This is a genomic window from Citrobacter sp. Cm038 (genome assembly GCF_030333105.1).
In the GTDB taxonomy this organism is placed as follows: domain Bacteria; phylum Pseudomonadota; class Gammaproteobacteria; order Enterobacterales; family Enterobacteriaceae; genus Citrobacter; species Citrobacter murliniae.
The window spans coordinates 71,189-91,562 of sequence record NZ_JAOWGO010000024.1 but is presented as its reverse complement, the minus strand read 5'-3'; the positions used below and the strand labels follow the sequence as shown (position 1 = coordinate 91,562).

The 20,374-nt window shown below is 52.8% G+C and carries 21 protein-coding genes; 8 read left to right on the top strand and 13 right to left on the bottom strand.

The genetic code is table 11. The features are described 5' to 3' along the window. Positions 1–9: 9 nt before the first annotated feature. From OGY01_RS17790 to OGY01_RS17780, 3 genes are all read right to left on the bottom strand, one after another. Positions 10–456, bottom strand: coding sequence for a PTS fructose transporter subunit IIA (locus tag OGY01_RS17790; RefSeq protein WP_045449250.1), 447 nt, complete (start codon positions 454–456; stop codon positions 10–12). A 185-nt stretch (positions 457–641) separates the two neighbouring features. Further along, positions 642–965: an AzlD domain-containing protein gene (locus OGY01_RS17785; protein WP_045449252.1), complete on the bottom strand. Its 324-nt coding sequence runs from the start codon at positions 963–965 to the stop codon at positions 642–644. After that, the gene (locus OGY01_RS17780; RefSeq protein ID WP_286493460.1) at positions 965–1,624 is read right to left on the bottom strand and encodes an AzlC family ABC transporter permease; all 660 of its coding nucleotides are present in this window, start codon (positions 1,622–1,624) and stop codon (positions 965–967) included. The genes OGY01_RS17785 and OGY01_RS17780 overlap by 1 nt, the downstream gene beginning before the upstream one ends. A 101-nt stretch (positions 1,625–1,725) precedes the next feature. On the opposite strand from OGY01_RS17780, the gene OGY01_RS17775 reads away from it, so the two are divergent. Beyond that, positions 1,726–2,274 (top strand): helix-turn-helix domain-containing protein, encoded by a 549-nt coding sequence (locus OGY01_RS17775; protein WP_045449256.1) that lies wholly within the window; start codon positions 1,726–1,728, stop codon positions 2,272–2,274. 105 nt (positions 2,275–2,379) lie between these two features. Here OGY01_RS17775 and rhaM read toward each other — a convergent pair whose 3' ends face one another. The 5 genes from rhaM to rhaB form a co-directional block, all read right to left on the bottom strand. Continuing rightward, entirely contained in the window at positions 2,380–2,694 is a 315-nt protein-coding gene (gene rhaM, locus OGY01_RS17770) for an L-rhamnose mutarotase (protein WP_045449257.1), read from the bottom strand. After that, positions 2,691–3,839, bottom strand: a complete 1,149-nt coding sequence (gene fucO, locus OGY01_RS17765) for a lactaldehyde reductase (protein ID WP_286493458.1) — start codon at positions 3,837–3,839, stop codon at positions 2,691–2,693. Before fucO ends, rhaM begins: the two co-directional genes overlap by 4 nt. Before the next feature lie 117 nt (positions 3,840–3,956). Further along, positions 3,957–4,784: a rhamnulose-1-phosphate aldolase gene (gene rhaD / locus OGY01_RS17760; protein WP_045449266.1), complete on the bottom strand. Its 828-nt coding sequence runs from the start codon at positions 4,782–4,784 to the stop codon at positions 3,957–3,959. 112 nt (positions 4,785–4,896) lie between these two features. Beyond that, positions 4,897–6,156 (bottom strand): L-rhamnose isomerase, encoded by a 1,260-nt coding sequence (gene rhaA, locus OGY01_RS17755; protein ID WP_200012965.1) that lies wholly within the window; start codon positions 6,154–6,156, stop codon positions 4,897–4,899. Next, on the bottom strand, positions 6,153–7,622 hold the full coding sequence (rhaB, locus tag OGY01_RS17750; protein WP_045449269.1) for a rhamnulokinase: 1,470 nt from the start codon (positions 7,620–7,622) through the stop codon (positions 6,153–6,155). The genes rhaA and rhaB overlap by 4 nt, the downstream gene beginning before the upstream one ends. A gap of 303 nt (positions 7,623–7,925) precedes the next feature. Between rhaB and rhaS the strand changes: the two genes are divergently transcribed. Both rhaS and rhaR read left to right on the top strand, forming a co-directional pair. Next, entirely contained in the window at positions 7,926–8,774 is an 849-nt protein-coding gene (gene rhaS, locus OGY01_RS17745; protein WP_045449270.1) for an HTH-type transcriptional activator RhaS, read from the top strand. Positions 8,775–8,925: 151 nt separating this feature from the next. Then, a complete protein-coding gene (rhaR, locus tag OGY01_RS17740) occupies positions 8,926–9,774 on the top strand; it encodes an HTH-type transcriptional activator RhaR (RefSeq protein ID WP_045449271.1) in 849 nt (282 codons plus the stop codon). Here the strand turns inward: rhaR and rhaT are convergent. Beyond that, positions 9,771–10,805, bottom strand: coding sequence for an L-rhamnose/proton symporter RhaT (gene rhaT, locus OGY01_RS17735; protein ID WP_045449272.1), 1,035 nt, complete (start codon positions 10,803–10,805; stop codon positions 9,771–9,773). The two genes, rhaR and rhaT, sit on opposite strands and share 4 nt — an antisense overlap. Positions 10,806–11,008: 203 nt before the next feature. Beyond that, positions 11,009–12,430, bottom strand: coding sequence for an L-fucose/L-arabinose isomerase family protein (locus tag OGY01_RS17730; protein WP_200012967.1), 1,422 nt, complete (start codon positions 12,428–12,430; stop codon positions 11,009–11,011). Between the two features lie 255 nt (positions 12,431–12,685). Here OGY01_RS17730 and sodA point away from each other — a divergent pair, with 255 nt between their 5' ends. Both sodA and kdgT read left to right on the top strand, forming a co-directional pair. After that, positions 12,686–13,306 (top strand): superoxide dismutase [Mn], encoded by a 621-nt coding sequence (gene sodA / locus OGY01_RS17725; RefSeq protein WP_286493456.1) that lies wholly within the window; start codon positions 12,686–12,688, stop codon positions 13,304–13,306. A 282-nt stretch (positions 13,307–13,588) separates the two neighbouring features. Next, positions 13,589–14,572 carry a 2-keto-3-deoxygluconate transporter gene (kdgT, locus tag OGY01_RS17720; protein ID WP_045449276.1) on the top strand — a complete coding sequence of 328 codons (984 nt, stop codon included), beginning with the start codon at positions 13,589–13,591 and terminating at the stop codon, positions 14,570–14,572. A gap of 83 nt (positions 14,573–14,655) precedes the next feature. Here the strand turns inward: kdgT and OGY01_RS17715 are convergent, their stop codons facing one another. After that, positions 14,656–15,546 (bottom strand): dihydrodipicolinate synthase family protein, encoded by an 891-nt coding sequence (locus OGY01_RS17715; RefSeq protein WP_045449278.1) that lies wholly within the window; start codon positions 15,544–15,546, stop codon positions 14,656–14,658. A gap of 152 nt (positions 15,547–15,698) precedes the next feature. On the opposite strand from OGY01_RS17715, the gene yiiM reads away from it, so the two are divergent. Continuing rightward, the gene (yiiM, locus tag OGY01_RS17710; protein ID WP_284097130.1) at positions 15,699–16,373 is read left to right on the top strand and encodes a 6-hydroxyaminopurine reductase; all 675 of its coding nucleotides are present in this window, start codon (positions 15,699–15,701) and stop codon (positions 16,371–16,373) included. A 62-nt stretch (positions 16,374–16,435) separates the two neighbouring features. Here yiiM and cpxA read toward each other — a convergent pair whose 3' ends face one another. Then, positions 16,436–17,809, bottom strand: a complete 1,374-nt coding sequence (gene cpxA, locus OGY01_RS17705) for an envelope stress sensor histidine kinase CpxA (protein WP_045449282.1) — start codon at positions 17,807–17,809, stop codon at positions 16,436–16,438. After that, positions 17,806–18,504 carry an envelope stress response regulator transcription factor CpxR gene (gene cpxR / locus OGY01_RS17700; protein ID WP_005121756.1) on the bottom strand — a complete coding sequence of 233 codons (699 nt, stop codon included), beginning with the start codon at positions 18,502–18,504 and terminating at the stop codon, positions 17,806–17,808. The genes cpxA and cpxR overlap by 4 nt, the downstream gene beginning before the upstream one ends. A 150-nt stretch (positions 18,505–18,654) precedes the next feature. Between cpxR and cpxP the strand changes: the two genes are divergently transcribed. Together cpxP and fieF are read left to right on the top strand one after the other, a co-directional pair. Then, the gene (gene cpxP, locus OGY01_RS17695; protein ID WP_286493455.1) at positions 18,655–19,155 is read left to right on the top strand and encodes a cell-envelope stress modulator CpxP; all 501 of its coding nucleotides are present in this window, start codon (positions 18,655–18,657) and stop codon (positions 19,153–19,155) included. A gap of 147 nt (positions 19,156–19,302) precedes the next feature. After that, entirely contained in the window at positions 19,303–20,205 is a 903-nt protein-coding gene (fieF, locus tag OGY01_RS17690; protein ID WP_045449286.1) for a CDF family cation-efflux transporter FieF, read from the top strand. The last annotated feature ends 169 nt before the right edge of the window (positions 20,206–20,374 follow it).

The following is a 20,374-nucleotide window of genomic DNA, read 5'->3' as shown; positions in this document are numbered from 1 at the left end:
GCCGCTTCCTTATGAAGTTAAGGTCTGATTTAGCAAGGCAAGAACCTGTTCAGCGTTGCCCTGTTTCAGTTGGTTGATGAAATCCTGATGGATAATTTTTCGGCACAGGGTGCCGATGATTTGGACCTGAGAGTCTTCGCCGGTTTGCGGTACACCGAGGCATATCCAGCAGTTGACGTCCTCACTGTCGCTGGCTTTCCAGTCCACGCTTTCGGATTTACGCGCAAACAGAACGAAGGGCTGCTTCACGCAGGTGCTTTTGCCGTGGGGAACAGCGATACCCGATCCAAATCCGGTGGAATGCAATTTTTCTCGTAGCAGCAGCGTTTGCAGGAACAGGGGGCGATCGGTGATATAGCCGTTCTTAAATGCCATATTTGCGAACTGCTTTAGAATGGAATAAACGCTATTGCCCTGAATATTCAGATCAAGACAGTTTGCGGTGAGGGCTGCCATGGTAAGACTCCATTAAAACCTGTTTGATTTGATTTTAACGGTGGGACGGTGAAGAGATGAGAGGCAATATGTCGGGGAAATGTGACAATACACCGCTGAGTCGGGTACTGTTTTTGCGGGGTGCTACACATAATCATATGGAAAATTAACCTGATGAATTTGTCGTCATCAGGTTAAAGGGGGAATCAATTTATTCCTGCCATTCTCAACAGTGCTGTCACGACCGCCGCGGCAATAATCACCACAATTAGTGGCATCTTACGCCAGGCGAGAAATACGGCGAAGCCAACACCCAGCAGGCGCGCCATACCGGCAAAATGTTCGCCTTCATAAAAGGTGGTTGCCAGTGCGACGGAGAACAGTAATACCGTTGCAGCATCTGAAAGCAGCGCCTGGGAACGCTCGGAGAACGCCAGGCGGCTACCCAGTTTTGCTCCCCCTAAACGCATTAGATACGTTCCCAGAGACAGGATAGCGATACCGACGATAAACAGCGTCATGTTGCCCATTATTTTTTCCTCGTCAGTAGGCCAAACAGTGAGAACAACACCGGCAGTCCCACCGGGGCAAAAGGTACGGCGGCGAGCGACAGCGCAGCACCGCTACAGGCGCGGACCAGTGTGGTACGGTTTTTAAATGCCGGAACAACTAAGGCCAGCAGAATGGCGGGAAATACGGCGTCCAGACCGATGGTTTCTGGTGCTGGCAATAGCTTGCCAACCATCGCCCCAAGCAGCGTGCCCAATGGCCAGATAATGGCGACGCCCAAACCGCACAGCCAGTAGGCCGCTTTACGCTGCTCCGGTGTTTTTTGCGACAGGCCAAACACCACGCTTTCATCGTTCATGATATGGCAGCCGAGGAAAGTGGCGGCACGTGTTCCAACCAGGTCGCGCACCGTAACGCCAAACGGGACGTGACGGGCGTTAACCAGCAGCCCGGCTGCCGCTGCGGCCAGCGGGTTACCCCCGCTGGCGACAATGCCGATAAACATAAATTCGGATGCGCCAGCCAGCACAGTAATGGAGAGTACAAACGGTACCCAAAGTGGAAATCCGTAAGCCATTGCCAGTGAGCCGTAAGACATCCCTACCACACCGACCGCCAGACACACTAAAAGTATCGCTTTTATCGTGTCGCCTTTAAGACTGGAAAAATAATGTTTCATACTGTTTTGGCTATATCGAACGAATTTCCATTATAATGAACGCAACAGATTTGCTTTACAAGTCGAACGATTCGTTCGATATAAAAAACATGGAGTCATGTATGACCCAACCCATCAGTATGATTGCGAAAAGCCTGGTGCGCGAACGTCAGCGTACCGGTCTGTCACTGGCAGAGATTGCACGACGCGCGGGGATTGCAAAATCCACGCTTTCGCAACTGGAAGCGGGCAATGGAAATCCTAGCCTGGAAACGCTGTGGTCGCTGTGTGTGGCGCTGGATATTCCCTTCGCACGGCTGCTGGAGCCTTTGGAGCAAAAAACCCAGGTGATACGTCGCGGTGAAGGGACAAAAGTGGTGGCTGAGCAGGCTCATTATCAGGCGATTTTACTGGCAGCTTGTCCACCGGGTGCAAGAAGGGATATCTATTTGCTGCTGACACAACCGGGAGCAGATCGTATTTCTCACCCGCATCCGCCGGGATCGGTCGAGCACATTATTGTGACGCAGGGCAAGGCGCTGGTGGGACTGACCGAAGCCCCCGAGGAGTTGGCAGAAGGGGATTACATTTGTTACCCCGCTGATCAGGAACATATCTTTAAAGCGCTGGAGCCTGACACGCAGGCAATTCTGGTGGCAGAGCAGAACTGATCTCAAAATGACGTTGTGCCGGATGATGGTGCTTGCACCCTTATCCGGCCTGTGGACTGTATTCGCCGTAGGCCGGTCAAGCGCAAGCACTATCCGATGTACACATCACTCCAGGTAAAACACTTCTTTTAGCTCTGCACTTACCGGGCTGTTGTCCGGATTGGCAGGCATTACGTCACGCATATGCTTCCACCAGCGCTGACAAACGTCGGTACTGGCTACCGCATTCCAGCGCTCTTCGGACTCAATCTCAACGGTGGCGAACAGTAAATTGCGTTCCTGGTCGAGATAAATGGCATAGTGATGTGCGCCGTGGGCTTTCAGTACGGCTTCCAGTTCCGGCCAGATGGGATTATGACGACGCTGATACTCTTCATGTGCATCAGCATTCACCTGCATCACAAAGGCTTTGCGGATCATAACGCCTCCAGATACAGCTCGCGGACTTCGTCGCGGCTGGCGGTGCGCGGATTACATGGTGCACACGGATCGGCCAGAGCTTTGTCCAGCCAGCCTTCGATATCCTCTTTGGTGACGCCAAGCGAACTAAACCCGGCAGGAATACCGACACGTTTGCTTAACGCGCGGATAGCGTTGATGGCTTCCATGCTTGCGGTCTCATCGCTCATCACTCGGGTATCGACATCCATTGCCTGCGCTACGCGAGCAAAGCGAGCCACGGCGTTCGGGCGGTTAAAGTTTTCGATAACGGGCAGCAGGATGGCGTTGCAAACGCCGTGCGGCAGGTTATGCGTTGCGCCCGGCTGATGTGCCAGCGCATGCACCAGCCCGAGGCCGGCGCTGTTGAACGCCATGCCCGCCAGGTACTGGCCAAACGCCATTTGTTCACGCGCTTCGAGGTTATGACCATCGTCAACCGCTTTTGGCAGCCACAGGTTGATCAGGCGAATGGCTTCCAGCGCGTTGGCGTCGGTCAGTGGATGCGCACCGATGGAAACATAGGCTTCAATCGCATGAGTCAGGGCGTCCATACCGGTGGCCGCGGTGACCGAGGCCGGAATTTCCAGCATGACGCTGGCGTCATCCACGGCGATATCAGGAATAATGTTCGGATCGATAATGACCTCTTTGACCTTGCGCGCGGAATCGATGATCACCGCATTACTGGTCATTTCTGCCGCTGTGCCTGCGGTGGTGTTAATTGCGACCAGCGGTACGCCCGCATTTTTCACTTTGCCCACCCCGGAATACGCGGTAGACGGACCAGGGTTTGCGGTCAGAATTTTCACCGCTTTGGCGGTATCGATTGGGCTGCCGCCGCCGAAAGCGATAATGTAATCACACTGTGCGTCCTGATACGCCGCAAAGCCTTTCTGCACCAGTTCTTCTGTTGGGTTAGGGAACACCTCGTCGAACAAGTGATACGACATTTTATGCGTATCAAGCGCGGCAAACAGGCTATCCAGCAGGCCAAGCTTGACCAGTTGACCATCGGTAACGATCAGCGCTTTACCCCATTGCTTGTTAGCGACCAGATTAACCATGTCGCCAATTGCCCCTGCGCCGTGAAGACTGATTTTAGGAAGTGCCAACATAAAGCTCATGAATATTCTCCTTAAAAGTAATGTCCTGTAGGCCGGATAAAGCGAACTGCCATCCGGCATTGTGTTATTACCTGATGACGACGCTGGCGCGCCTTATCAGGCCTACGGTGGGAGGTATCAGTACAGCTCTAATGCGCTGGCAAGCGGGGTGACGCCGAAACGTTTGCCGAGAGCAATCAGCTCTTCACGCGTGATGGTTTGCTTCATACCGCCCATCGAATAAATTTTGACTAAAACTTCAGCAGATTTCTCTGCGGTATCTATCAAACCGAACGCTTCGTCGAGTGTAGGGCCGCTGCCGAACACGCCGTGGAACGGCCACAGTACCAGTGAGTGCTTTTGCATTTCCTGCGCGGTGGCCTGCCCGATTTCATCGGTGCCAGGCACCATCCACGGCAGAATGCCGACGCCATCCGGGAACACTACCAGGCACTCGGTGCTGCCTTCCCACAGTTTGCGGGTGATCAGCGCGGTGGTGTTTTCCAGCACGTAGGTCAGGGCAATCAGGTTGGTCGCGTGGCAGTGCATGATCACCCGATCTTTACCGTGGGTGGCTTTAATGCGCTCACAGTGGGAAAGAAAGTGAGCTGGCAGTTCGGAAGTTGGAACGGCTTCGTGGGTCAGCCCCCAAAGAATGTGATAGCCCGCACCGTCGCTGTCGATTTTCACTACGCCCAAATTTGCTGCCGGATCGAGCTGGACGTTGCGGAAGAATTTGCCGGAGCCGGTGACGATAAAAGGCGTGTTCGCCAGCAGCGGCATCGGCTGACTCAGCGCGATATAACGTGGTTCTTTGTGGAAATCGGCGGTAAAGGGCGCAATATCCGCTTCATCCAGGCGCAGCGTCAGGTTGCCTCCGTTGCGCTCATCCCAGCCTTTCAGCCAGGCATCAGAAGTGGCTTTGATCATTCCCTGAACGAACCAGGATGTGGTTATGTTCTGCATGTTTGGTGTTCCTGTCTGTTTTGTTGCCCGATGGCGGATTACGCCTTATCGGGCCTACGATGTATGTCGTTTCCGTAGGCCGGATCAGCGCAGCGCCATCCGGCAATCAGGGTTATTTACGTTTACTCAGAATCTCTTTTTCATAGGCGCGGACACTGTCCAGCCACTGGCTGCCTGCCGGAGCGTCATGACGCTGGCAATACATCTCCCAGACCGCCTGCCACGGCAGAGATTTCTGCTCTTCCAGCAGGGCCAGACGTGCGGTGTAGTCACCACTGGCTTCGAGCTGACGAAGCTGTTCAGTCGGCTCTAACAGCGCACGCAACAGGGCTTTTTTCATATTGCGGGTGCCAATAACCCAGGCCGCGATGCGGTTGATTGAGGCATCGAAGAAGTCGAGACCGATGTGTACACGGTCGAACAGGTTGTGGCGGACGATCTCGCTGGCAATCGCCTGGGTTTCATCATCCAGCAACACCACGTGGTCGCTGTCCCAACGGACCGGACGGCTGACGTGCAGCAGCAGGCGAGGTACGTACAGCATGGCGGCGGAGATCTTGTCGGAAATGACTTCAGTCGGGTGGAAGTGACCCGCATCCAGGCACAGCGCAGTCTGGCGGCTGGTGGCATAGCCCATGTAGAACTCGTTGGAGCCGACGGTGTAGCTTTCTGCGCCGATGCCAAACAGTTTGCTCTCCACGGCATCGATGTGATGCGCTGGATCGAGTTTTTCGCTGATGACATCATCCAGCGCTTCCAGCAGGCGCTGACGCGGAGCCAAACGGTCGACGGTAATGTCTTTCATGCCATCCGGGATCCAGATGTTCATCACCGATGGTGTTCCCAATTGCTCGCCGAAATAGGCCGAAATGCGGCGGCTGGCTTTGCAGTGGTCAATCCAGAACTGACGGATGCTGTCGTCAGCATGTGCCAGCGTGAAGCCGTCGGCACTCAGCGGGTGAGAGAAACAGGATGGGTTGAAGTCCAGGCCTAACTGGTTTGCTTTCGCCCATTCAACCCAGTTTTTAAAGTGTTCGGGTTTGATTTGGTCGCGGGCAACTGGCGTATCGGATTCCAGATAGATAGCATGCAGGTTCAGACGTTTTGGACCAGGGATCAGGCTCAGCGCCTGCTCCAGATCGGCACGTAGTTCGACGGCATTACGCGCTTTGCCCGGATAGTTGCCGGTAGCCTGAATACCGCCCGTGAGCGAACCTTCCGGGTTTTCGAATCCAGCGACATCATCGCCCTGCCAGCAGTGCATAGAGACTGGCAGGCGATCGAGCTGGCGTAATGCCTCTTCGACATCGATACCTACCGCTGCAAAACGTAGTTTTGCCAGTTCCCAGGCTTGTTCAAGTTGAGTGGTCATGCGCAAAGCTCCTTTGTCTGTCGTATTGATTGAAACTGCGCCTGGTAGCGGGCAATTTCACTTTCAGGATTTGGAATGAAGGTCGTCAGGTCATAGTTGGCTATCACTAGCTGGCGGAAATCATCGACGTTGTTCAGCTCGTCCAGCGTCATCAGTTGAACGCCAATATTGCCGAGGGTAGAGGCTTCAATTGGCCCGGACATGACGCGGATACCGCAAGCATCAGCGCAAAGTTGGTTGAGTAACGCGTTCTGGCAGCCGCCACCGACAATATGTAATTGGCTGAATGCCTCACCCCGAAGGTCCGCCAGTTCCTGCAGGACGTCGGCGTACAGCAATGCCAGGCTGTCGAAAATGCAGCGAGCCAGTTCAGCGTCTTGCGTGGGAACGGCCTGACCTGCTTCGCGGCATGCCGCCTGAATTTCCGCGCACATATCGTCAGGATTGATAAAGCGGTCGTCGTTAGGGTTTATCAGGGAACGGCAGGCCGGTAAGGCTTGCGTTTGGGCGATAAGCGCCGTCAGGTCGGTGATGTTCCGTTCTTTTAACACGCGCTGGAGCAGCCACAGCCCCATGATATTTTTCAGCACGCGGTAGCGTCCTTCCGCGCCGCCTTCGTTAGTGATATTGGCTGCCAGCGCCGTATCGTTGGTATACGGTGTTCTGCTCTCAAACCCCATCAGTGACCAGGTGCCTGAAGAGAGATACGCGCTGTTTTGATCGGCCAGCGGTGACGCGATCACCGCACTGGCAGTGTCGTGGCTGGCGACGGCAACCACAGGGATTTGATTTTTCTGCGGGCAAATCCAGTTGCCGATAACGTTCCCCGGATGTGTGGGACGACCGAACCAGGATTTTGCTGCACCGGTCCAGGCCAGCAGAGTGTCATCCCAGTCGTCGGTGTTGATATTGACTAACTGGGTGGTTGTGGCGTTGGTGTATTCCCAGTTCAGTTCACCGGTCAGGCGATAGCTGAAGTAATCGGGGATCAGCAAGGCATGGGCCACCTGGGAGACCCGTTCTGGCTGTTGTTCTGTCAGGGCTCGGAGCTGATACAAGGTGTTGAAGGGGAGAAACTGAATACCGCTACGGCGATAGATCTCGCTTTTGCCAAGCTGCGCCATGGCATGTGCCATAACGCCCGTTGTGCGGCTGTCGCGATAAGAGACGGGGAGTCCGACACGCTGACCGTTTTTGCCGATCAGAACGTAATCCACGCCCCAGGTATCAATTCCGATGCTGTCTATCCGAATGCCTTCATCGCAGACTTTCTTCAGACCAAGGCGAATGTCGTTTTCCAGGCTGTCGATGTCCCAGGTGTCGAAACCGTCTGTTTTTTGCAGACAGTTAACGAAGCGATGGATTTCACGCAGCGTCAGGGTGCGGTGTTCACTGTCGTAACGCGCCAGCATTACGCGTCCACTGGATGCGCCGAGATCGACAGCGACACAATGGCGAAGAGTCATAGCGAGGTCCTTCTGAGTTTTATTACGCTCAGTCTAAGAACTCCCGGAAAGGTGTACCTTCTTGTTAGTGACAGCCTCAATAAGCGGCTGGCAGCCTGGCAAAGGTGAACGTGATGGTGTTCACAATTCCTGGTAATGGAGGTGATTTTGCCTGGTGTGACCCCTTCCGCAATTCCCGTTTTTTCCCACTATTTCTTGAAGAATTAACTCTGTTTACGCGCTTTGGCGTCAAAAATTTAAGGTGAGGTTGGTAACCCTTAATTACTATTCAGCCATGTTCATTTGATCGGGAAGGATGTCATCATGACCGTACTGCATTGCGTGGATTTTTTTCCGACAGGTAAAGCAACCCTCACGATTGAACCGCGGCTTCCTCAGTCAGCATTCCCTGAACATCACCATGATTTTCATGAAATTGTGGTGGTTGAGCATGGGACAGGTATCCATGTGTTCAACGGACAGCCCTACACCATCAGCGGCGGAACAGTCTGTTTTGTCCGCGATCATGACAGACACTTATATGAACATACTGACAACCTGTGTCTGACAAATATTCTGTATCGTTCCCCGGATGCGTTTCAGTTTCTGGCCGGACTGAACCAGCTTTTGCCCCAGGAACTGAACGGTCAGTATCCGTCCCACTGGCGGGTAAATCAGGGCGTGTTGCAACAGGTTCGTTTGCTGGTGGGGCAGATGGAAAAACTCGGTGATGAGATGGACACGCCGTCGGCGGCAAATCGCGAGATCCTGTTTATGCAACTGCTGGTGTTGTTACGCAAAAGTAGCCTGATGGAAGTGGCTACAGATAATGATGCGCGGCTTAATCAGCTGATGGCGTGGCTGGAAGATCACTTTGCCGATGAGGTGTGCTGGGAAGCGGTAGCCGAAAAGTTTTCGCTCTCTTTACGCACTATGCACCGCCAGCTTAAACAGCAAACCGGATTGACGCCACAGCGCTATCTTAATCGTCTGCGGCTCATTAAGGCCCGGCATTTATTACGCCACAGCGATGATAGTGTTACGGACATCGCTTATCGCTGTGGTTTTGGCGACAGTAACCACTTTTCGACGCTGTTTCGCCGGGAGTTCGACTGGTCGCCACGCGATATTCGCCAGGGACGTGACCGCACTGCGGGAAGCAGCCTCCAGTAACGCGAATGCTATCAACGTTTTTTGCCGCCAGTTCTCAGATAATCACGTTCCTTAACGCCGGATGACAGTTTCGTCTTATCCGGCTTACAAGGGCGCAGTGTCGGCCTGATAAGCGTATCGCCATCAGGCAACAAAGCATCGAGGTGGTACGGTGACTGAGCGGTTAATTCTTCTAAAGTCAGACTTTTTTGCCAATGCCCGGCAGGCGGTCGCCGTTGCCGATCGCTATCCGCAAAACGTCTTTGCTGAGCACACCCATGAGTTTTGCGAACTGGTTATGGTCTGGCGAGGCAATGGCCTGCATGTTCTCAACGATCGCCCGTACCGCATCACCCGTGGCGATCTGTTTTATATTCGTGCTGAAGATAAACATTCCTACACCTCAGTTAACGACCTCGTTTTGCAGAATATTATCTACTGCCCGGAACGGCTGACGTTGAATCTGGGCTGGGAAAGCGCGATCCCAGGATTTAATGACTCGGCGGGACAGCCGCACTGGCGACTGGGCAGCGCCGGGATGACTCAAGCCCGGCAGGTCATTAGCCAGCTTGAGCATGAGAGCCATCAACGCGACCCGCAGGCTTTTGACCTGGCAGAGCTGTTATTTGGACAACTGGTGATGATCCTGAAACGGCATCGTTATGCCACGGACACGCTTCCGGCGACATCAAGCGAAACGCTGCTGGATAAACTGATCACCGCTCTGGCCGGGAGCCATGAACACGCCTTTGAACTGGACAAATTTTGCGACCGTGAGCAGTGCAGCGAACGTGTTTTGCGCCAGCAGTTTCGTAACCAGACAGGAATGACTATCAACCAGTACCTCCGGCAAGTGCGAATTTGCCATGCTCAGTATCTGCTTCAGCATAGTCGGTTGATGATCAGTGAAATTTCTATGCGCTGTGGCTTTGAGGACAGTAACTATTTTTCGGTGGTGTTCACACGGGAAACCGGGATGACGCCCAGCCAGTGGCGTCATCTCGGTAATCAAAACGATTAGCTTGCCATTCCCATACCGACAATATTGGCCGCGACGATAATCACCACGCAGCCGAGGCTTAGCACGCTGACCGGATGTCGGCCCGCATTGCTCCACTCTTTCATAATCAGGCCTACAATACCGCCGCACAGGACGTAGAAACTCATGTGCAGCATCCAGCTCATGTAGTCATACTGCGCCGGAATTTTGGCATGGCCCCAGGCGTAAAAGAAGAACTGGAGATACCACATCAGCCCGGCGAGCGCCGAAAACAGGATATTGCTGATAATCAGCGGTTTTGCTAACGAGAAGTCGGCTTTTATCGACAAGTTTTTCATTTTTGCCAGACGAATGAAGCAGTAGCCGAGGTTGATTACCGCACCGCCGCCCATGATCACCACGTAGCTTGGCAGGGCAACATACAGCGGATCGATCCCGAGTGCGGCAGCGGCTTCGTGCATCGGTTTTGCCGCATCCATTGCAAAGGACATCCCGGCGGAGAAAAAGCCGCACATCACCGCCAGTATCAGACCTTTTTTCAGGTTGAACTCTTCCGCTTTGATGCCCATCTTGCGCTCTTTTAGCTGCCCGGCGCGGGTGACAATTGCTACGCCGATCAGGGCGACCAGCACACCGAACAGGGTCATACGGCCACCGGGTGTGCCGACGAGCACATCAAATTTACCGGCAATGATAGGCGTCATTAAGGTGCCGACAATCAGCGTAATACCGATGGCGATCCCGATTCCCATCGACATGCCGAGGTAGCGCATGGTCAGACCATAGTTAATGTTACCGATCCCCCACATCGCGCCAAATAAAAATATCGGCAGCAGTGTGGAAGCGCTGAAAGAACGGTAATAGGCCCAGAAGTCCGGTAGCAGGATCGAACTGACGAGCCAGGGAAGGATTAGCCATGAAACAAAACCGCCTATGGACCACATGGTTTCCCAGGTCCAGTGTTGTACCTTTTTAAAAGGGGCGTAGAAACAAGCGGCACTTGCGGCACCAATAAGATGCCAGAATATCCCCATCGTAATTGCGTTACCCATTCTGTTTCCTTTTAAATTATCGATCTGGCTGGATAAAAATCTCCCGTTTTGATGATCGAAAGTCTAAAGAGTGAGCAATGAATTAACCTTCAGCATGCTGCCGCAGGATTGGCAATGCTGGCAAAATTCAGGGGATGATAGGGATGTTGATCACAAATTGATCTTCCGCCCCTCTTTTTTGAGAAGGGCGGAAATGTCGCGGGTTAGCAGATTTTTACTGCCTGAATGCCCAGCAGCCAGGCGAGTTTATCCAGCACGTCGCCATGATGACCAAGGCCAATGCTGCAATGGTGGGCTGGACCGCCCAGGCACCACTGCGTTGTGAATTCGCGAGCCGATAAAGGGAAACGATAGCGGCTGTTGGTGTTGCCGATATCCAGTACTTCACCCGCCACAGCTTCACCTTCGGCATACTGCAAACGCACGCCGTTTTCGGCATCTTCAACAACCGAAAGAAAGGTTACCGGGCCGGGTTTTACGGTCATCTGGATAGATACACCTTTACCGGGTTTACCATGATAAACCGGCAGCGGTACCAGGTTAACCGGGCCGTCCGCCATCAGCGGATGTGCCGGGCCGTCATGCCCCCACAGTACAACATTGTCATTAAATTCAATTCCATAGGGTTCAGAGAACGAACCTCCGGCCCCCAGGAGCTGCTGGATCTTCATTGCCAGCACGTTTTTGATTTCATATTCTCCTGCCACGGGAATACCGCGGTGGGTGAGCAGCGTGTTACCGAGGATGATTGAGGTGATGATATTTTCGTAAGCATTACCGCTTCGACCTTCGTAGTAATAGGCCAGTGCGCCAAGGGTATTCCGGGCAATAAGTTTATCCATGGCGCAGGCCGTGGTGAGCGCGCGGTCAAGTTCAGCGGGTTCACAGGCTGCTTCCACCTGTAGCACGCGGTTCGTCTCTTGCCGTTTAGCGCAGAGGTCCGTCTCGCTGACCTGCTCGCGATATTCCGCCAGCTCACACATTTCCAGCGGCTTAAAACGTACGCCCAATCTGGCGGATAAATTCGTCATATTGCTGTAAACGTCCACCATACCGTCATAATAGTGTCCGAGTACGCCGACCTGACAGTTTGACAGCATCTGGCGTACGTTCAGGGCCTGTAGCCACTGCGCAGTTTGTTGCCAGACGTACTCATCGCCCTGTAATGCACCCACAATCAGTTGAAAGCGGATATTCGCGCGGTTAAACACGTTTGCCAGTTCGGGCGCGCTGCAGGCCTGGCAGTGCGCCAGCCATTCTCCGGTACGCCCGCCCCGATCCGGGATTTGACGGATTGTCGAATAGGGCAGGCCAGGCTCTGGCTGTAAGGCCAGAATAATGACCGGCTTGTTGATGCTTTGCACCAAAGGCAGTACCGTTGCGCTAAGGGCATAGGTGCTGATGTACAGGCAGACAGCATCGACAGGCTGCTGCTGCAACCGCCTGATAAGGGCGTCGGCTTTGTCGACGTTATCGATCAGGCCGCCGTTAATTACGGTGGCTTGTTGCGCCGTCAGACGCTCGTCAATTGTTTGCAGATAGTCCTGAAGTCGTGACTCCAGGCCAGTAAACTGGGGCCAGTATGTGTCGAGGCCGATACCGAAAAGGGCGATGTTGACAGACATAGCAATATTTCCTCGTGAGATAATCCAGAGACTATCTCTTGCTTTGTCTCCCGTGTCCTTTATGTCGTTGCCTGTTTTCTCTGCGTGTTGGCAAAATTCGCCTGATTATTCCGCTAATGCTCACATTTTCATCTCATAATAGCCATGTAAAAAGTACGGCATTGATAATCATTTTCAATATCATTTAATTAACTATAATGACTCAACTGCTTACGCGGCGTTAACACTGGCCGCCCGACAATACTGGAGATGATTATGAGTTATACACTGCCATCCCTGCCGTACGCTTATGATGCCCTTGAACCGCACTTTGATAAGCAGACGATGGAAATTCACCATACCAAACACCACCAGGCCTATGTAAACAACGCTAACGCTGCGCTGGAAAGCCTGCCTGAATTCGCCAACCTGTCTGCTGAAGAGCTGATCACCAAACTGGATCAACTGCCTGCGGATAAGAAAACCGTACTGCGTAACAACGCTGGCGGTCACGCTAACCACAGCCTGTTCTGGAAAGGCCTGAAAACCGGTACCACGCTGCAGGGCGATCTGAAAGCCGCTATTGAGCGCGACTTTGGCTCTGTTGATAACTTCAAAGCTGAATTTGAAAAAGCGGCAGCAACCCGTTTCGGTTCTGGCTGGGCGTGGCTGGTTCTGAAAGGTGACAAGCTGGCTGTTGTTTCCACTGCTAACCAGGATTCCCCGCTGATGGGCGAAGCTATCTCTGGTGCTTCTGGCTTCCCGATCGTGGGTCTGGACGTATGGGAACACGCTTACTACCTGAAATTCCAGAACCGTCGCCCGGACTACATCAAAGAGTTCTGGAACGTGGTGAACTGGGACGAAGCAGCAGCGCGTTTTGCGACGAAAAAATAAGTTTGATGATGCCTGAAACCTGATAGCGTTACGATTATCAGGCCGGGATCTGATGACCTGATACAGCCCTTACAAGTCATGCTTGTGGGGGCTTTTTTGTGATCAAAATCAACATGGGAACATTGATCCATTTAAATTGAAACAATGTTTTATTGTGCGATTAGGATCACTTTTATCTGTCCTCTGAGTGTCTATCTTCTTTCCATCAAGACGGGCGCATCTCATAAGCAAGATGCAATCGCCCATAAAAATGCCCCATTTTTATGTCTACAGGTGATGGAAATGCATATCAAACGTACGATAGAGAAAATCCCAGGCGGTATGATGCTGGTGCCGCTATTTCTGGGCGCGTTATGTCACACCTTTTCACCCGGCGCCGGAAAATACTTCGGCTCATTCACCAACGGTATGATCACTGGCACAGTGCCGATTCTGGCTGTCTGGTTCTTTTGCATGGGGGCGTCGATTAAGCTAAGCGCCACCGGAACCGTACTGCGTAAATCTGGCACGTTAGTAATAACCAAGATTCTTGTGGCATGGGTAGTGGCGGCGATCGCTTCGCGCATTCTTCCAGAACATGGAGTGGAGGTGGGGTTCTTTGCCGGGTTGTCCACACTGGCGCTGGTGGCTGCAATGGATATGACCAACGGCGGGCTGTATGCCTCGATCATGCAGCAATACGGCACCAAGGAAGAGGCTGGGGCGTTTGTCCTGATGTCACTGGAGTCCGGCCCGCTCATGACTATGGTCATTCTGGGAACTGCGGGGATTGCTTCGTTTGAACCGCATGTGTTTGTCGGTGCGGTGTTGCCGTTCCTGATTGGTTTTGCACTGGGAAATCTGGACCCTGAGCTTCGCGAGTTCTTCAGTAAAGCGGTGCAAACGCTGATACCTTTCTTTGCCTTCGCATTGGGTAACACCATTGATTTGAGCGTGATTGCTCAGACCGGCGTGCTGGGTATACTGCTGGGCGTAGCGGTGATTATCGTCACCGGTATCCCATTGATTATCGCCGATAAACTGATTGGCGGCGGGGATGGTACGGCGGGGATTGCGGCTTCCAGCTCTGCAGGTGCGGCAGTTGCCACGCCGGTGCTGATTGCCGAAATGGTTCCAGCGTTTAAACCAATGGCTCCGGCAGCGACTTCTCTGGTGGCAACCTCGGTGATTGTGACATCAATTCTTGTGCCGATTATCACTTCTATCTGGTCGAAAAGAGCTAAAGCCAGAGCGGCGGAAATTGATATTCGCGGCACGGTGAAGTAAATATTTTTTACCGGATAGCGCTGCGCTTATCCAGCCAATGTAGGCCCGGTAAGCGTTCGCGCTACCGGGCATCAGGTGCAAAACTAAAGGACAAAGACCTCGTCAATTGTCCGACACTCACTCTCGTTCAGTTCCCCACCTGCATTACGTGAAACCCCTGAGCAATAACCATACTTACGTGACACTACAGTTTTAATGGTGGTGACAAAATCCTCGCCAATCGCGTAGATGGACATATACGTGCCAATCTTATCCTGAATGTCGCGTAGCGCCGCCAGGTCGCCCTGCTTAAATGCCTCGCGCGCGCTGACAAACAGTTCCGGCATGACGTTGTTCAACCCTGAGATAATCCCTGCGCCACCTGCCAGCAGGTTAGGAATGTAGTATTCGTCGTAGCCGGAGAGCACAGCAAAATCTTCCCGCACGGCGCGGGTTGTCTGAATCATGCTGCGGGTATGCGACTGGCAGTCCACTGTGTCTTTAATACCGGCGAAGTTCGGGAACTCAGCGGCGAGTGTGGCAACCAGTTCAGGCGTTAAATCACAGCCGGTACGTGCCGGGAAGTTATAGGCAAACCATTTTCCACTGAGCTTCTGTCCTAGCTGGCGGAAGTAGCTCAGCAACTGTTTCGATGTTTGTCCGTAGTAGTAAGGTGGCAGGATCATGACGGCATCATATCCCGAGTGAAACGCTTCTTGCGCCATCAGCAGAACATCATTTTGGCATGTGGATGAGACATTTGCGACCATCTTCAGCGAGCTCATGGCCCGGGCCTCACGGATCAGTAACAGTCTCTCTTCCAGCGTAAAGGAGGCAAATTCCCCAATGCTGCCCATCAGTAAAATAACGTCGATCTTTGCCTCGGTAAGGCGTTTGAGATGCTGACTCAGACCGTTGAGATCGATCTTGCCATCATTGTCCATCGGCGTAATGGACGGACACCAGACGCCAGCAAATTGCGATTGACCAGTCACGTTGTTGACTCCTTAATTGAAATGATGTTTCAAAACCAGTTTACATTGATAGCATGTGTACCTAATTTTCATGTGAACCGTGCTCTCATTTTGAGCGACTGGGGTAAAATAAATATGGTGTAATGGGGGAAATTTATCGGGAGAGGGAACAGATGCGATATCCGGTTGATGTTTTTACAGGCAAGATTCGGGACTACATAGGAAGCCGTCCCAGCGCGATTGCGAAAGTTCAGGTCGATGGCGAGCTGATATTGACTGAACTGGGTCTGGCAGGCGATGAGCAGGCGGAAACGAAAATTCACGGTGGACCGGACCGAGCGCTGTGCCACTATCCGCGTGAACACTATCTGCACTGGAGACAAGAATTCCCCGAACAGTCAGAGTTATTTATTGCCCCCGCCTTTGGTGAGAACCTCTCAACTGAAGGAATGACGGAAGAGAATGTTTATATCGGTGATATCTTCCATTGGGGAGAGGCACTGATTCAGGTCACGCAGCCGCGCTCGCCGTGTTTTAAGCTTAACTACCATTTTGGCATCAGTGATATGGCCAGCCAGATGCAAAACTCAGGCAAAACCGGCTGGCTGTACAGCGTTATCGCGCCAGGGATGGTGTCGGCGGATGCCCCCTTGATTCTGACTTCACGTGTCAGTGACGTCAGCGTACAGGAGGCAATTGCTATTGCCTGGCATATGCCGTTCGATGATGAACAGTACCACCGTTTGCTGTCGGCTGCGGGATTATCAAAAAGCTGGACCAGAACGATGCAGAAACGTCGTTTAAGCGGCAAAATCGAAGACAATTCGCGGAGATTGTGGGGGAAATAATTCCCCCAGCAGGAAGCGTAGACCGGGTAAGGCGAAGTCGCCGCCCGGCACAACAGGTTTAATTACGAGCGTTTATACAGCGGCAGCCAGAGAACCAGACGCAGACCACCCAGCGGGCTGTCTTCGGCCTTCACCCAGCCACGGTGCTGCTGAATAGCGGTTTCAACGATCGCCAGACCCAGACCGGTACCGCCGGATTCGCGGTCACGCGCTTCATCGGTACGATAGAACGGACGGAAAATCTGTTCTCTGTCTTCGGGACTCACCCCCGGGCCATCATCGTCTACGGTGATGGTAATCCCGTCTTTATCCACCGCGAAGCCCACTTCAATCTTGGTGTGCGAGTAACGCAGGGCGTTGCGAACAATGTTCTCCAGCGCACTTTCCAGCGCATTCGGGTTACCGTACAGCGGCCACGGCCCTGGCGGGAAGTTTACCGTTAACGATTTACCCATCTGCTCAGCTTCAAAGGCGGCGTTATCCAGCACTTCGCCCCACAACTGGTTTGCTTTCACGGTTTCACTGACCAGCGCGTTTTTCTGTTGATTACGCGACATGACCAGTAAATCGTTGATCATGCTGTCCAGTCGGTGTGCTTCCGTTTCAATACGTTCCAGCTCTTTGCTCTCACCGCTACGACGGCGTAGCAGAGCGGTACCCAGTTGCAGGCGCGTCAGCGGCGTTCTCAACTCGTGGGAGATGTCCGACAACAGCCGTTGTTGGCTGGTCATCATCCGTTCCAGAGCGGTCACCATCTGGTTAAAACTGGCGCCTGCTGCAAGAAATTCCTGCGGACCTGCTTCCAGTTCCGGATGCTGACGCAGGTTACCCTGTGCCACTTCATCCGCCGCATTTTTCAGCTTACGTGCCGGTTTCGCCAGGCTCCAGGCAAGCCAGAGCAACAGCGGGGAACTGACCAGCATGGTGACGATCAGCAGTAACAGCGGTCGGTCAAACAGCAGGTTGATAAAGTCTGATTGTGAACTGCTGGCAGGTCGAATGAGATACAGTTGGTAGTTATCTTCGCCATCTCTGACAGAGAAAGGCCCGACCATCTCAACGCGACCGTACTTTTTCTTTTGTGGGTGGTCGGCGTTATCCGCCTGACCAATAAAGTTACGAATGATCTGCATTTCGTTGCGTTCTGCACCGATCACGCGTCCTTCCGTCGTAACAAGCAATAAACGTTGTCCCGGCGGTGCCCACTTGTCTATTGCACGGAACAGGCGACGCCACCACATCAAATCATTGGGTGGATCGTTCGCGAGTTCAGCTTCAACGTGTTGCTCGATCATCAACCCCTGGCGCTGTTCGCTGTCCAGTAGCTCGGTCATCTGGCGTGAGTCGAGCTTGGGTAACATCAGTACCAACATCAACACCAGTGCCAGCGTCAACCAGAAGATGGCAAAGATGCGTGCGGTTAAGCTCCCTATCATGAAGCGGAGACCATCAGGTAGCCGCGACCGCGCAGGGTTTTAAACCACGGGTGTCCGTCTTTACGCTCTGGCAGCTTACGACGCAGGTTAGAGATATGCATATCGATAGCACGGTCGAACGGTGTCAGACGTTTGCCCAGCACTTCCTGGCTTAAATGTTCACGAGAAACCACCTGACCGAGATGCTGTGCCAGCAAATAGAGCAGGGTGAATTCGGTGCCAGTTAACTCCAGGGTTTGTCCATCGAAGCTGGCTTCCTGGCGACCTGGGTTGAGGCTTAACGCATCCACTTCCAGCGTCGGCGAACCGTTGTCGCTGTTCTGCTGCTGTTCGCTCCAGTGTGAGCGGCGCAGAATAGCGCGGATGCGCGCGACCAGTTCACGGTCGTTAAACGGTTTCGGTAAATAGTCGTCCGCGCCCAGCTCAAGGCCGAGTACGCGATCCAATTCGCTGCCGCGTGCGGTCAGCATGATTACGGGTGTCTGGTGTGTCTGGCGAAGCGCTTTCAACGTATCAATGCCGTTTTTCTTCGGCATCATGACATCGAGCAAAAGTAAATCGATGCTGTCATCCAGAAGCTCAAGTGCCTGCTCCCCATCATGGGCAACCAGCACATCGAAACCTTCCATTTCGAGCAACTCCTTTAACAGGGATGTCAGCTCTCGGTCATCATCAACTAACAGGATTTTATTCATTGTTTACGTACCTCCGAGGCAGAAATTACGTCATCAGGCGGCGCTAATCTATGACTTTACGTTGTTTTACACCCCCTGACGCATGTTTGCAGCCCGAATCGTAAACTGTCTCTCGTTGAATCGCGACAGAAAAGATTTTGGGAGCAAGTGATGGGCAAAGTTACCGCTGCCGTCATGGCCTCAACGCTGGCACTCAGCACTTTAAGCCATGCAGCTGAAGTCGTCACAGGCGATCACTGGCACCTGGGAGAAAGCGGCTCGCAACGTAATGCGCAGAGCCACATGTTCGACGGTATCAGTTTAACCGAACATCAACGCCAACAGATGCGAGATTTAATGCAGCAGGCAAGACATGAGCAGCCTCCTGTTAATGTTAGCGAAATAGAGACAATGCATCGCCTTGTCACCGCAGAGAAATTTGATGAAAGCGCTGTGCGCGCTCAGGCAGAAAAAATGGCACAAGAGCAGGTTGCCCGCCAGGTTGAAATAGCCAAGGTTCGCAACCAGATGTATCGCCTGTTAACGCCCGAGCAGCAAGCGGTTTTAAATGAGAAACATGAACAACGAATGGAGCAACTGCGCGACATGGCGCAATGGCAAAAAAGCTCATCGTTGAATTTATTGAGTAGTAGCAACTCACGTTCCCAGTAGTAACCCTGTTTTCCTTGCCATAGACACCATCCCTGTCTTCCCCCACATGATGTGGGGGTTTTTTTTGCCCAAAATTTGACACTCTGTTATTGCCTGACTGTTTTACTTCATCCGTTATACTAGCGGCATATCCTGGCAGGAGTGTTTATGAATCAAACCTATGGGCGGCTGGTGAGCCGGGCGGCAATCGCCGCGACAGTGATGGCATCGCTGTTACTTTTGATCAAAATTTTTGCGTGGTGGTACACCGGATCGGTGAGTATTCTGGCTGCACTGGTGGATTCTCTGGTAGATATCGCCGCGTCGTTGACCAATCTTTTGGTGGTGCGTTATTCATTGCAACCGGCTGATGATGAGCACACTTTCGGACATGGGAAGGCAGAATCGCTGGCGGCGCTGGCACAAAGTATGTTTATTTCAGGCTCGGCGCTGTTTTTGTTTTTGACCGGTATTCAGCATCTGGTCCAGCCGACGCCGATGAAAGATCCGGGCGTAGGGGTGATCGTCACCGTCATTGCGTTAATTTGTACTATCATACTGGTCACGTTTCAGCGCTGGGTTGTGAAACGTACGCAAAGTCAGGCTGTCCGGGCAGATATGCTTCATTATCAGTCTGATGTTATGATGAACGGAGCGATCCTCGTTGCGCTTGGCCTTGCCTGGTATGGCTGGCATCGTGCGGATGCCTTGTTTGCCCTCGGAATTGGCATCTATATTTTATATAGCGCATTACGTATGGGGTATGAGGCGGTGCAATCCTTACTGGATCGCGCTTTACCCGATGGGGAACGTCAGGAAATTATTGATATTGTGACGTCATGGCCGGGAGTCAGCGGCGCTCACGATCTTCGCACGCGGCAGTCAGGGCCGACCCGCTTTATTCAGATTCATTTGGAAATGGAAGATAATCTGCCGCTCGTTCAGGCGCATTTAGTGGCTGAACAGGTTGAGCAGGCAATTTTGCGGCGTTTCCCGGGATCGGATGTGATTATTCACCAGGATCCCTGTTCCGTCGTACCCAGGGAAGGCAAGATGTTTAATTCGTTGTAAAAAGTGTGCCAGGCCAGCATTTTGTGTATAAATTACCACCATTTGGCCTGACCTGAATCAATTCAGCAGGAAGTGATTGTTATACTATCTGCATATTCGTTGGATCGTTTCGATATGCGGAATCGACTTCCGGCAGCAGATTTCATTTTGCATTCCAAAGTTCAGAGGT

Bases quoted from the DNA above. Each gene is read 5' to 3' on its own strand.
- OGY01_RS17790 (WP_045449250.1), bottom strand. From the start codon at position 456: ATGGCAGCCCTCACCGCAAACTGTCTTGATCTGAATATTCAGGGCAAT.
- OGY01_RS17785 (WP_045449252.1), bottom strand. From the start codon at position 965: ATGGGCAACATGACGCTGTTTATCGTCGGTATCGCTATCCTGTCTCTG.
- OGY01_RS17780 (WP_286493460.1), bottom strand. From the start codon at position 1,624: ATGAAACATTATTTTTCCAGTCTTAAAGGCGACACGATAAAAGCGATA.
- OGY01_RS17775 (WP_045449256.1), top strand. From the start codon at position 1,726: ATGACCCAACCCATCAGTATGATTGCGAAAAGCCTGGTGCGCGAACGT.
- rhaM (WP_045449257.1), bottom strand. From the start codon at position 2,694: ATGATCCGCAAAGCCTTTGTGATGCAGGTGAATGCTGATGCACATGAA.
- fucO (WP_286493458.1), bottom strand. From the start codon at position 3,839: ATGAGCTTTATGTTGGCACTTCCTAAAATCAGTCTTCACGGCGCAGGG.
- rhaD (WP_045449266.1), bottom strand. From the start codon at position 4,784: ATGCAGAACATAACCACATCCTGGTTCGTTCAGGGAATGATCAAAGCC.
- rhaA (WP_200012965.1), bottom strand. From the start codon at position 6,156: ATGACCACTCAACTTGAACAAGCCTGGGAACTGGCAAAACTACGTTTT.
- rhaB (WP_045449269.1), bottom strand. From the start codon at position 7,622: ATGACTCTTCGCCATTGTGTCGCTGTCGATCTCGGCGCATCCAGTGGA.
- rhaS (WP_045449270.1), top strand. From the start codon at position 7,926: ATGACCGTACTGCATTGCGTGGATTTTTTTCCGACAGGTAAAGCAACC.
- rhaT (WP_045449272.1), bottom strand. From the start codon at position 10,805: ATGGGTAACGCAATTACGATGGGGATATTCTGGCATCTTATTGGTGCC.
- OGY01_RS17730 (WP_200012967.1), bottom strand. From the start codon at position 12,430: ATGTCTGTCAACATCGCCCTTTTCGGTATCGGCCTCGACACATACTGG.
- sodA (WP_286493456.1), top strand. From the start codon at position 12,686: ATGAGTTATACACTGCCATCCCTGCCGTACGCTTATGATGCCCTTGAA.
- kdgT (WP_045449276.1), top strand. From the start codon at position 13,589: ATGCATATCAAACGTACGATAGAGAAAATCCCAGGCGGTATGATGCTG.
- yiiM (WP_284097130.1), top strand. From the start codon at position 15,699: ATGCGATATCCGGTTGATGTTTTTACAGGCAAGATTCGGGACTACATA.
- cpxA (WP_045449282.1), bottom strand. From the start codon at position 17,809: ATGATAGGGAGCTTAACCGCACGCATCTTTGCCATCTTCTGGTTGACG.
- cpxR (WP_005121756.1), bottom strand. From the start codon at position 18,504: ATGAATAAAATCCTGTTAGTTGATGATGACCGAGAGCTGACATCCCTG.
- cpxP (WP_286493455.1), top strand. From the start codon at position 18,655: ATGGGCAAAGTTACCGCTGCCGTCATGGCCTCAACGCTGGCACTCAGC.
- fieF (WP_045449286.1), top strand. From the start codon at position 19,303: ATGAATCAAACCTATGGGCGGCTGGTGAGCCGGGCGGCAATCGCCGCG.